Genomic DNA, 13,185 nt, shown 5'->3' on the forward strand with positions numbered 1-13,185 from the left:
TGCTTGTCTTTTTTCTTTTCCTTTCTTGTCTTTGTCTTTTTGCAATAGGTTTTTATTTGTTAATCGGTTCCTTTTTCAAATGCGCTGGTAACGGTTAGTACATGTTGTCGGGGCGGATTTCGGAGAGCGTTCCTGTCCGGAGGACACGGAACTGCGAAACGGGAATCCGCAGTTAGCATACCACCGAACCCCGCCCTGCAATATGTACTTTGTTGTGTTTAGTTTTTTAATTTTCAATTACTTAATATTCTATTTTTGGCAATTTCTTTGTCCTTGCAGCATACAAGTCAAAACCTCCTTTCCCTCCTGGTCGGTTCGATGAAAAAATCAACATTGTATCATCAAATTCACCAAATGGAACAATAATCGGACGATATTCGTCATATTCTGAATTTATTTTATCCCCCAAATTTTGTGGCTGAGACCATTTCCCATCCAAATACTGTGAGAAATATAAATCAAATCCACCATAACCTCCCTCTCTATCTGATGTGAAGACCATTATATTCCCTACAACAAACGGGCATTTATCATTTTTGTCACTTGACAAAATAGCATTTCTAACAATTTCGTGTTCAGTGGCAACAAGGTAATTAGGATTAATTTCGTCTTCAACAAATGCTGTTTCATAAATGCTAAATACTTCCATTTCTCTGTTACTACAGAATACAAGACTTTTATTCTCGTTAAATATGCAAGGGTAGTAATCGTCATACTCTGAGTTGATGGATTCAAAAGATTCTGGAGTATTTATTATCTCCTGTGCATTGTATGTTCCAAAATCAAGTTTCTTTGAAGATGCATATTTTATATCAAAATTTCCCGATTCGTTATTTGCGTAGAAAAAGTATTCATAAGTTTCATCTCCAAAATGATAAAATGGACCATATTCATCAAAGTCTGTATTTATAGTTTCCAGAACCTTGCTTGCATATTTATTATAACTATTAGCATCGCTAACATATGAAACATCTAATATGTCATCTTTTGAATGATATGAAATATCCATACTTTTATAGATAATATCAAAATTGTCTCCTGAACTATTTCTATTTGTCGAAAAATAAATTCCATGTCTGAATGCTGGAAAGGGTAAATCAGAATTGTAATCGTCAAAGGAAGAATTAATATTTTCCAGATTCACAGGCAGTTCAATTACAATTGTTTCGTAAGTAAAATCATAATCATCATTGTTGAATATTTTAATACAACTTGTTAATGTGATTATGAAAGCGAAAAGTAAAATTTTTAATGTCTTCATGACTATTTGGTTTATAACGAAGGTTTTCTTTTATGATTGTTTTTTGTAGTTATGGTTGCTTCTCTTTCAAAATTAAACACAACGGTAAATTGTAAGTTGTCGTTGCGGATTGCGGGTGATTGTCCGTCCGCAGGACGAAGACAATCATGCGGGAATCCGAGGCGACAACCTGCACAGTACCCCGCAATGCAATTTATAAAATGTTAACGCCTGGTGTTTATTTTTTAATTTTTATCAAATTGTCCTGTCATATTTAAGATTCATTCTGAGAGATTCGAGTACATTTCTCTTTCCAAAAATCGAGATACTATTATCAATAATCCGTACATTAATTTCTTCTCTGAAGATAAAATTAAGCTGTCGAGCCAATTTAGTTTTTCTGACATATTTGATTTTATCCAATTCTGAGTCAGAAGATATATATCCTTTTTTTAAAATCAGAGAATTAATCTTTTTTGTTAAAGTCGCTGCATCATTAAATTCTTCGCATTTAAGGACTCCGTTTCGGTTTATTAAAGTCTGAGTCATTGCAAGAACAATTGGAAGGGCTATTTGACTTATCCATCCTGATCCGGAAATTGAAATACTCGGTTTACCTATGACAACAGAAAAAATAAAAATCACTCCGTTTAATACAATGAGAAGAAAAATCGCAAGGAATATTGTCTCCTTAACTGAAATCTTAAATAATGCCCTTTCAAGTTTCATAATCTGTTATTTATGGTGCTTTTTTCACTTGGCGTTAACGGTTGGTACATGTTGTCGGGGCGGATTTCGGAGAGCGTTCCTGTCCGAAGGACACGGAACTGCGATGCGAGAATCCGCAGTTGGCGCACCACCGAACCCCGCCCTGCAATATGTACCGTGTTAGGTGTTGTTTTTTATTTTCTTAATTATTTCTTTCATTATTTCTGGGTCACTGGTGTCCAGGAATTGAATTACATCTGATTCTCTCTTTTTATTGTCTTGAATGAATATTTTCAAGGCATTCGCAAACTCTTTGCATATATTAATTGAATTTTCAATTACCCAAAGGCTAATCTGTTCGATTGTAATTACTTTATCTTGGATGTCAGTTTTTTTATGAATCTTGAAATATTTTAAAATCTTATCAGGTGAATGGACAATTAATTTCTTATTGTCAACAGTATATGTCTCGTTTGCCCAGTCGTCTTTGTAGTGGATTAGTTCTGCTCTGTAATCAAACAGTTTTGTAACCCATTCTCTATCGTAAAAGTCAACAAGAATACCAATTTTTGACTTCTTAATTTGATGGTCATGTCTTGTCGATTTTGCAAGACTATTCCAAAGTTTTTTCTCGGTTTTGCTTTCTCCAATAATGTACCAAATAAAACAACTATAATAGTCAAATAATGATGCAGTATTAAAAATGATACTATCAAAAAGACAGTTTTGCCGAATTGATATTTCCTCCTCTGGAAAAGATGATTTACACTCTTTGGGATTAATATTATAAAGAAGATTGTAATGAAATAATACACTTTCCATGCGATATGAAATTGCCTTTAAAAACTGATTTGTGGTTTCATTTCCCAATTTCCCAGTAATTTTATTTGCATAGTCAATATCTATTTGGTTTAAAAGAAAATCAAAGTCATAAGATTCTTTATGGATTCTAACTAATGATTCCTTGTGATTTTTGTATTTATCCAAATTGAAATCCATCATTTTTCCATTTTCTAAAAAAAAATTAATTACTCTTGAAATTCATTCCAAAGTCTGGTTTGTGTATTGTTTAATATTAGATTTGACCAATTATCAAATATTCTTTTTGCTCTGTCACTCTCGGCTCTTTTAAAACTGTAGCCCCCTAAAGTAAAAGAATCATTGTTTATGAAAGATGCTATTAATGTACCTCCAAAATCTTTTGAATAAACAAACTCAAGAGGAATTTCAATCGAAGTGTAACCGTGTCTGTTTAGAGAATTTGAGTAAACTACATTATAAATTCTATAAGTATTTTCTTCAATTTGAAGTTCTGTATGAATCTGAAGATTATAAATTATTGCTGTGTCCAAACCAATCATCAAGTAAAGTGTACTGTCGATTATAGTTGCGGACAAGTGGTCTTCAGTACTTTGGTAAACGGCTGATATCGGACTTTCTTTTGAACAATTTGCAAAAAGTAATATAAAAAGTACAAAATAGAGACTGTGCTTAATTTTCAAATCTCCTTTAATTTTTTGAATTATTTCTTGAAGCATGATTCTTGTTTTTGGTTTTTGTTCAAATAACACCTAACGGTTGGTGTATGAAGCGTTGGGCATTTCGAAGCACTTCACTGTCAAACCGCTGATATGTTTATTAAAAGTTCTCACATTCAAATTAACCACTTGCCGCCCAATGATTTATACACATTGTTGTGTGCCCGTGCTTTGTTTTTCTCTGTCAGTCCGTGGGCAGGAAAGACATACTCTTTGGCAAGTTTTGGTTTGCGGGTCGGCATGTGCGACTTGCCAATGTGTATGGCTTTTGCGTTGGCTTTAGTTCACTATTTCCAATATTTCAATTAAACTATTTGTGTTTTTTATTTTAACTCTGTCTCCAATTGATTTACCACTAATTGATAATCCAAGCGGAGAATTCATATTTATTCTTTGAATTCCATTTTCTTTGTCAATACCTACTTTGTGATTCTCAACCAGTTGAACAACAATCTCTTTGGTTTCGTTTAAGTAGTTTAATTTGACTATGCTATTCAGTTTAACTTTTTGATTTGAAATTAATTCAACCTTAGAATCTAATATCAAATCTTGGTACTTTTTAAAATCGTATGCACAAAGCATTTTTTTGTAAGCCGTTGAATCTTTTTCACCATAAGATTTTAGGTAGGATTTAATTTCTTCCAATGGGATATTCTTCCGTAATATATTCCAAGTGATATGGTCAGCAACATAAGATTGTGCTATTCTGAAATCATCTAAAATTTCTTGAATTGTATTATGATTGTATAACTCCTTTTTGGATTCAAAATTTGATACAGCATTAAATAGTTTTTCTTTTTGTTGCTTTTTTAGTTTGTCAGCAATTCTAATAGTTTTATTTACTGCACTAAAGCCAAATATTGGGAAAAATTGGGTTGTTTGTGGAGGCAAATGGTCAATTATATTTAGTACTGTTTCATTTCGTGTTTCTATGATTTCAAAATAATATTTTATTAATTCATTGAGGGACATGAACTGAAAATTAGAATTACCATTTTGAGGTGAATTTATTAATGGCTCTTCAATTAATTTTGGTTCATCAACCCGAATCTCTGGAATAGAAGTTCGCAAATATGATTGTAAAATTCTCCATTCATTCGAATAGTATTCATTATTTACCGGTTTACCGTTTGCAGTGAAACTCTGATAAATTAGTCTGTTAATTTCATCTTGAATCCTTAATGGGAAAAATTTATATTCAATCTTGCCAAATTCATTATAAATAACCTTGTATCCTTGAAGATGAAGTTGTTCCCTACATGAAATATTTTCGGTTAAGTGAGCTTTGAATTTTTTTATGCCATTTTCATAAAAGTAAATTCCTACAATCATTTCATTTTCAATAATCGTCAGAAATACCAAATTGTCATTTTGATTTAATCCATTCATGTATTCCTTTCCAATCTTACGCGAAAGTAAAGTCGAAACATAAACTTTATTGATGTGACCGGATTCGTAACATTGAAGCAGAAAACCATTTTTTTGACTTGTTTGAATGGGTAAAACGTAATCAGCTTTTAATGGATTTTCGGTGGTTAAAACATAAGTGCCATTCTTAAACAAATTGAAGTATCTTAAAATTAAATCTGGATTATTAGTGAAGAGGTCTTTCGGCACTGAATCTCCGGAGTCTAATTTTAGAACCGGTCTTTCAGTAAACTGATTATCTAAGTTTTTAAATTCAGCATCATTTGGGAATTCTGTTTCGTTTTCAATATCTGTATTTTCAATAAAAGAGTTCTCATTTGAAGCTGGATTATTATTAATCACAGGTTTAGTATGTTTTTCTCTTTTCAAATCATGTTCTTTAAACATGCCCCAAAGTGGTTCTAAAGTTTTTCCCCTGTTTGAATAATATTCTCCCCCTCGAACTCTAAAGAATTGCCAGCCGCAACGTTCCAAAACTTTTTGGCGCATCATATCATCCTGATATTTTTCTGCTCCGTGCCATTTATCACCATCGCATTCAATTGCTATTTTGGTTCCATCAGGGAAGAAGGCAACTAAATCAATTCGGTATTTCCCTTTTGCAACTTCGTACTGTGGTTTTACACTGTAGCCTTTATTTACAATATCATTGAATACATCAACCTCAAACCAGCTATCAAATGGTTCTGGTTGATTTCCAATAGTTCTTTCAATTGGAATTGGAGTAGGAGGTGTTGAAGGCTGGTAATTTATGAAATGGTCTAAAAGCTTATATCTTAAATCATTTGAGTTGCTTAAATCTTCTGGGAGGATGGAATGGAATAACCAGATTTGTTCAATTGCCCGACTTACAGCAACATTAAAACGTCTTTCATCCTCGGGACGTGTTAAGGCACTTCTGTTATGATTATGTGCAGTGACCAAACTCAAAATAATGATGTCTCTTTCATCGCCCTGAAAACTTGCGGAGTTACCACAGATTATTTTACGCTTTTTAAATTCGGGTTCTCCAATCTTCTTTACGAGTAGAGTTTCAATTAATGCACTTTGAGCATTTCCCTGTAAGCAAATTACTCCAATCGATTTCCCTTTGTATCTTTCATCGTTTACTAATTCACAAATTTTATTAGTTATTTCGATTGCTTCCTGTTCATTGCGAATACTTGCGCCTTGTCCTTCCGCATATCCATTTTGACAATAAACATGCATTAACGGTTCCAGCCTGTTTTCAGAATATTGTTTCAAAGGATAAAGACCTTTTCCATCGGGAGCATAAAATAATTTGTTTGAAAACTCAATTATTTCAGGCATACAACGAAAATGTTCCCTCAGCACTGTAATTCCTTCGCAGAATCTTTTTGCATGGTCGAAGAAACTGTATTCAGTTCCGTAAAAATTTTTGAAAGGAATTCCTTGGAGATGTCTGTTTATAAATGGAGTCATCGCATTTGCGTCCACTCCCACATATTCAGGTGACGTTTGTTTGTCGTCTCCGACTATTATAATATTTTTTGAAATGTAAAGTAAAAAAATAGCGTCTGGACCGAGCTGACTTGCTTCATCAATTATGGCATAATCATAAATGCCTTTTTCTGGTTGGATGGTTTCAGTTACTTTATATAGAGGCATAATCCAGCAAGGAACAGAGGTTTTGCAATATTCCATTTCTTCCTGTGCAATTTTTCTAAATTTCAAAGCTCGTTTGCCTTTCCCTGTTTTTCCAATCTTTTTAACTGCCTGAACCCACGCTTCAAGATGTTGTCTAAGGCTTCTATTTTGTTTTAGGTTGACTAAAACGTAAATCCATGATTTTTTTGCGGCAATTTTTGCAATTAATTTTTCTTCTCTTGAATCGTAAGATTTAATTTTTTCGCTTAGTTCTTTTTCAAAATCGCTGCTTAATAAGTTTGTTAATTCATCGAATGCGTGCCGATAAAGAATTGCTTGTTTTAAATCTGAAATTTGAGAATGCGAAAATTCGTTGTTTTCTACTTTTTCAATCAGATTCTGAAAATTTTGGGTTAAATCATTGCGAAGATTAGTAAACCTCGCATATTCTTCAAAATCGTTCTGGAGTTGAGAAAGATTTTTGCATAGAATTTTGTATTCACTTAATGCTAAATTGGATATTGACTGGTAAATATCTTTCACAATTGGATGAAAGTTGTTGCGGGATAAATAGCCTTGAATAATATTTCTTTTCTTTTTGTAATCAGATATTTTGTTTAGAATCAGAGTATTCTTTGTTTTATGAATCACTTGCTGTAATTCTTTAAGGTCAAAGCCATTAAAAGAAATGTCCGAAATACTCTGAATGAGTTTTATTTTGGTTTGAGTGTTTGAAATAGTTTCAAATAATGATAGCGTTTCATTATTCAATTGTTGGTAAAAATTAAACTTCTCATTGTAAGAATTTGAAGTACTGGAACTATCCCAAATTTCAGCTAATTCTTCAAAACTCTGTTTGATTTTAATGTCACTGATTACTTTGTCGAATTCTTCTTTGGTGTCGCAAGGACTGCCATTAACTTTTACTGATTCAATAAAATACAGTTTCTCCTTTATTTCTGTCGGCAAGAAAGGCTTTTTAAGCTTAAAACTTAAACCAGATAAAACATTTCCTGCATTTAGAAAATCTAAAAGAGTTTTAGCATCGTTTTTTAGGTTTATTAGTGATTTCCCTTTGGGAAAAGTAATTTCAATATTCCGGTCAAGAAACCGTAAGTCTATCTTTTCTAACTCTGTAAGAACTAGCTTGGATTTTTCTACCTTGTTAAACCAAACTTTATTATTGTGATTTATGAAGTCTGTAACAAGTTCCGTTTTATCTGGGTGCTGATTGATTGAGATTTTGTCAAATAATTTTTGAAGTTCATCCAAATAATTTTCAAGAGATTCAAAATCATGACATTTTATAATTTCAGCAGTTTCTATTGAAAGATTTTCTTTTTCCGCAATTGAAACAAGATTTTTAAAATTTTCTAAATCCTCAAATTCAAATAATTCAGTGGTTTCTGGTAATTGATATTCAAAAACTGATTTATCAATATTTATGTATTGCTGAAATAATGAAATATAAGTTTTTAATTTTTCTAAAATTTCATTGTCTGTATAATCATTAAAGTCATCATTATACCAGTCATAATTACTTTTATCAACTTCTAATGCTTTGGCAATCTCAGTCAAATTGCCTTGATATGCTGGATTTATGTCAATTCTTCGTGACGATTTTTCTTTAATTTTTAAAAGCTCATTCGTGTCAAAAGCCCTTCTTTTCTTTAAGTCCGCTAAATCTGATTCTAATTTATCAATTTCATTTTGAAGGACTTCAATATCTGTATTAGATAGTTCATCATTAATTGTATTAACACTTGCTTCTAAGTCCTGTATTGAGGATGAATCGCCACTTAATAAATTAACTGTTAGATTTCTAAACTCATCAGGAAGTTTGTCTTTGAGAACTTCTAAAGCTCTCTTTGTGTATGCAGTAACAAGTACTTTCTTGCCATTTGCCAATAAATGACAAATCAGATTTGAAATAGTATGTGATTTCCCAGTTCCTGGAGGACCTTGAACCAACACTTTGTTGTTAAATCTTGCCTTATTAATTATTGTTTTCTGTTCATCGTTGAATTTATTGGGAAAATAAATCGTATCAGAACCACGCAACTCAATATTGTCAGTTTGTGTTCCACCTAAAAACTCTGTCCTTTCAAGGTCGATTAAGTCATCAAGAGTTGGAATTTCAGTTTTCTCAGAACTTTCGATATCCTCAATTATTTTTTCATACATTGAAGTGAAACTTCTTGTATCTCGTTTTCTTAAAATAATTGCGGGCGCAAAAAATATGGTCTCTTTATTTGGAATATCTTTTGATTTGTTTTTTACCTCCTTGTAATTGCCATCGCCTGGTTTAATTCTCTCTGCAAGAAGTTGAAGTACCTCATGAATGTCTTCATCAAAAGGATTAACTAATTCTTTTCCCTTGATTAGCTCTTTTGCTGATTTCTCACTTTCAATAATATCGTTCGAATCAAATTGCTCAAATAAGTCAATTATTGCATCTGTTTCAATTTGCAATCCATTTTCCAAACTCTGACTGATAATTACACTTGAATCCCTTTTGGAAAATTCAAACTGAATTTCCGCTTTCGCAGTAATAATGTGTCTGCAAATTAGCGGTGTTTCATCATTCTCCTTAAAATTGAGCAATCCAATTCCGGCAATAAGTTCATATTCTTCGCCAAATTGCTGTGACTTATTATAAATTGAAAACAGTTTTTTGTAAATGGAGTTTACTTTGTCAAAAGCCGCAAACTTTACATCATAAATTTCTTTTTTAGACCAATACAATTCAGAATCTGCAAACCATTTTTCTTCGCAGTATTTGCTAAATTCTTCTTCAATTTCTGGATGGTCTTGTAATTTCAAAATTTCATTTTCTTCTGATTCTGTTTCTTCAATAAGCTCTGGCAAATCGTCTCTGTTTAATAAGCTTTCTTCATTAATCCAATTTTGCAGATTTTTAGGTGGCTTGGGGAAAATTGGCTTTTCAGGTTCAATAGGTTTTGAAATTTTCAGCCAGTAATTTGATTCATTTGAATAATTATCCTGAATAATACAATCAATCTTTTCGTCAATGGGAATATTTGACATCCAAAGAATTTCAAGATAATTATTCGAGTTTTCAATATCTCTAACTGGTTTACTTCTAAGTTTTGAAAACTCAAGTAAATAATTGAAAATCTGTAAATATTTTTTTGTCTTCATTTTCTATTAGTTACTTAGTCAGTCAGTGTCAATTTTCGGCGGTGCGCTGGCAAGATTTGGCTCTTTTGCAAGCTGAAGCGTCTGCTTGTGAGATGGAGCTTGCAAATGTGCCAAATGTGCGTTGGCAATTTATATCTATTATTTCATTAATTCTCTGCACTGTCTTTCTTTTTCAGCATGGCACACAACGGTTGGTGTAAGTTTAGTAGCGGATTTACGTGCGGTTATCCGTCCGATAGGAACGGATAATTGGGCGTGAATCCAACGTTGGAACACCCACCGAACCCGCTATTAAATTTACACTGTGTTAGGCAAAGTACTTATTTATTAAATCTTAAGCCAATTGATAAATCAATTCTATTTAAGCTTTCATATTCATTTTTTTCAAGTTTGATGGTCTGTTTTGTTGTCCCATCATCCCATTCATATTCAAGTAATGTTCCTGCAATTAATGAAATTTGAAATGCAAGTGATAAATTCTCCGATAATCCAATGTCATAGCCAATATCAAGAGATGAACCAATTGTATTTCCCGTCATCTTGTAATTATCAATAATTACTTTGTCAACTGAATATCCCATATAACCCAAGGATAGATTCATTAAAAAGGCATTGCTTTTATTATGATTAAAAACTCTCATTGAGAAAGTAGGTCCAACAAATGAAGTTTTCAATTTATCACTCATTTTACCAAATCTTCTATTACCTTCATTATCATCAATATAAATATTGTCCATGTTGTTTGATGAACTGAAAAGATAATATTTTAAACCGAATCCAAACTGTTCTGCAAAATAGTACGTTAAGTCCCCCCCCAAATGAGCTCCTGACTTTAACTCCTTTACATAGTCAACTAAATCAGGAAATACGCTTTCTCCAACCTTTGCTGTTATATAACTAAAGCCACCACTAATTCCAAATCTTAAATGTTGGTAATTTTGATAACCAACTAGTTTTTCTTTCGGAACTTCACTTTGTTGAAAATATTCAAGCTGATGATATTTAACGCTTGAAATTGGAATCAATGTACTATTGTACTCTTCTCCTTGTTTAAATGTAAAGAAAATATTGCCGGGCTCTACTTTCGTTATTTTACAGTTTATAGAATCATTATCATTGGTAACAATCAAATCCTGTGACAAAACAGATAAATAGCAGAATAATATTAGAAGTAGGGAAGTCGTTATTTTTTTCATCGGTTTAGTTTGTTTCGAGATTCTCAATGTCTTCAACCTTTAAAATTATAGCTGTAATTCTATGACAAGTACTCCAGAGGTCGGGAGTTTTATGTTTAGTGATTTTAATTGCGTTTCCTCCAACTTTTCTTGCCTCAAGCTTTGCCTTGTCAACTACAGTTTCATAATTGCACTTTGTACTAAATCCAGAGTCACCGACTTTAATTTGTCCAAGTTCCTCCGAATTATTCGGTTTGGGTTGGTCTAAGTCAATTACGACTACTTTTTGTCTATAGTCTAAAGGAGGATAATTCTTACTTAGACTTGTAGAAATTCTTGGTGAGCAAGAACAAAAGATTGTAAGGAAAGTAATTCCCAAGAATAATTTAAGTTTTTTCATTAGTTTCTCTTTTATGAGTTTGTTTAGTGATTAATATTGTTCATTCGTTTCTTCAGTATTTTGCCTAACGGTCACTTGTATGTGGTCGGGCGGGATTTCTGGAAGAAATCGTGTCAGACCCGCAGGAAAGTGGGCGCAAGGTCTGACTTGTCAGACCGCTAAAACCCCCGCCTGCCATATACAATTTGTTACCACACGTTTTTTTCTCTTTCATATAATTCTATGTCATTTTTTAAGTCAAATTCCAATTTTATCTTTATGACATTCACTTTTTTGTCTTGGAGAAATTCCTTCTCAGAATGTGCATTTATCTTCCAGAAATCAAAAGTCGGGCTATTATTTTTGCCGTCATAAAATGGATTATTAAAAATTAGGAACTTGTTCTCTTTGACTTTTTTAAAAAATAAAGGACAATCTTTGGCAAAGTTTCCTCCTTTACCTTTCGTCTCAATAAAATCTTCAGATTCTAAAAACTTTATTATTTCATTTCTTTTATATTCTCGATTATAATTTGGGTCAATTTCAAGCATTATCAAATGAAGATTTTTTTCAGAAAGTTCAAAATCTTCACTTAAATATTCTCTAGCATAATTTCCATTTTTTATCGGTGGTTTTTCAAAATATGCTTCCATAAAGTCGTGATAATCTATTTCTTTTGAAAATTCCAATTTATCAAATTTCTCGTCAATAAACTTTTTAAATTCATCTTTGAGTTTATGGAAACCTACAACTGTATAAAATCCATTTGACTCTTTTAAATAATATCCTTTTTTGTTGATTTTTGTATATCTAAATCCGAGCTCATTTTTTAATAAGTCGTAAACTCCAAGTAGAAAGAAGTCAATTTTTATCTTCCCATTTTTTAATTTATAGTAGTCTATTAGTTTAATCATGCTTTTGAAATATTAGTTGTAAGTACCTCTTTTTCAAAATGTGTGGTAACGGTTAGTGTATGGAACGTGGCAGTCTGCGTAGAGCGTCATTGTCGGCACGACAATGACGGTAGGAGCGGGCTGCGACGTTCCAAGTTTGCAGTGCCCCTGCCATGTTTTATACACTGTGTTACAGCGCGTTTTTTATTTTTATTTTTTTTTTCATTATTTACTGATTTTGTCCGGGAGCAGAAAATTGTCTTTTGGAAGACTATCATTGACTTTCCGGTTTCCAGCCAGTCAGTAATTTTTGCTTTTTATTTGGTTTTTAATTTTACAAAATTTTTGTCAGTCGGAAAACAGATTTTTCTAAAATTTTAAATCCTCCGGCTTCTCCTTTTTATTTGTACTTGTCAGTTTTGCAGGGCGTTGATTAAAAACGGTGGGCAAAAACACCAACAAAACCCAACGGGTTTTACCCCCCCAACACATTTTAATTTGTCTGCGAAATTTTTATTGTTTGTAAAATTGTCCGGTTACTGCGATTGTTTTATAATTTATTTTTGCAGTCAGTCCGCAAACCGGGGATTGTCTCAAAATGAGCGGGACTTTTAAAAAACTGCTGTCCAAAAGCACCAACAAAATCCAGGGGATTTTACATTAAACAACTTTTCCGCTTTGTCTGTCCGGTTTAATTTTTCCCAGTTAATTGGATTTACATTTTTTTATCTCCAAGATTTTTGTCCGTGGTGCAAAATTCTCTCATTATTTTAAAGAACTCTTTTTCAAAGCTCCGCTTTCTCAATTACAATTAGCTTGTTTTTGAGGATTAAATTTCTCCTGTTCTCTGTCTTGTTTTTGTTTTTCTGAATGCTTAATTGTCTGGAAATGCAGTGTTTGTTTTTTATTGTTTCGGTCTATATATAATTAGTTATCTTTTTTTCGTCAAAATGCGCTGTAACGGTTAGTACATGTTGTCGGGGCGGATTCCGGAGAGCGTTCCTGTCCGAAGGACAAGGAACTGCGATGCGAGAATCCGCAGTTGGCGAACCAC

Annotated in this window: 8 protein-coding genes; all 8 read right to left on the reverse strand. The window is 32.6% G+C overall.

Features of this window, described 5'->3' with window-relative positions:
* Positions 1-241 precede the first annotated feature (241 nt).
* The gene (locus tag BUB08_RS19505) at positions 242-1,261 is read right to left on the reverse strand and encodes a PD40 domain-containing protein (RefSeq protein WP_073003609.1); all 1,020 of its coding nucleotides are present in this window, start codon (positions 1,259-1,261) and stop codon (positions 242-244) included.
* Between the two features lie 234 nt (positions 1,262-1,495).
* Positions 1,496-1,969: a hypothetical protein gene (locus tag BUB08_RS19510; protein WP_073003610.1), complete on the reverse strand. Its 474-nt coding sequence runs from the start codon at positions 1,967-1,969 to the stop codon at positions 1,496-1,498.
* Positions 1,970-2,128: 159 nt separating this feature from the next.
* A complete protein-coding gene (locus BUB08_RS19515; protein ID WP_073003611.1) occupies positions 2,129-2,950 on the reverse strand; it encodes a hypothetical protein in 822 nt (273 codons plus the stop codon).
* 26 nt (positions 2,951-2,976) lie between these two features.
* Entirely contained in the window at positions 2,977-3,486 is a 510-nt protein-coding gene (locus tag BUB08_RS19520) for a hypothetical protein (protein WP_073003612.1), read from the reverse strand.
* A 279-nt stretch (positions 3,487-3,765) separates the two neighbouring features.
* Positions 3,766-9,684 (reverse strand): AAA domain-containing protein, encoded by a 5,919-nt coding sequence (locus tag BUB08_RS19525; protein WP_073003613.1) that lies wholly within the window; start codon positions 9,682-9,684, stop codon positions 3,766-3,768.
* Between the two features lie 320 nt (positions 9,685-10,004).
* Positions 10,005-10,880 carry a DUF3575 domain-containing protein gene (locus BUB08_RS19530; protein ID WP_139249808.1) on the reverse strand — a complete coding sequence of 292 codons (876 nt, stop codon included), beginning with the start codon at positions 10,878-10,880 and terminating at the stop codon, positions 10,005-10,007.
* A 4-nt stretch (positions 10,881-10,884) separates the two neighbouring features.
* Positions 10,885-11,259, reverse strand: a complete 375-nt coding sequence (locus BUB08_RS19535) for a hypothetical protein (protein ID WP_073003615.1) — start codon at positions 11,257-11,259, stop codon at positions 10,885-10,887.
* Positions 11,260-11,447: 188 nt separating this feature from the next.
* Complete coding sequence (locus BUB08_RS19540) at positions 11,448-12,152, reverse strand: hypothetical protein (RefSeq protein ID WP_073003616.1); 705 nt, start codon at positions 12,150-12,152, stop codon at positions 11,448-11,450.
* Positions 12,153-13,185: the final 1,033 nt, after the last annotated feature.

Origin of the sequence: Mariniphaga anaerophila (genome assembly GCF_900129025.1) — a bacterium.
Taxonomy (GTDB): Bacteria; Bacteroidota; Bacteroidia; order Bacteroidales; family Prolixibacteraceae; genus Mariniphaga; species Mariniphaga anaerophila.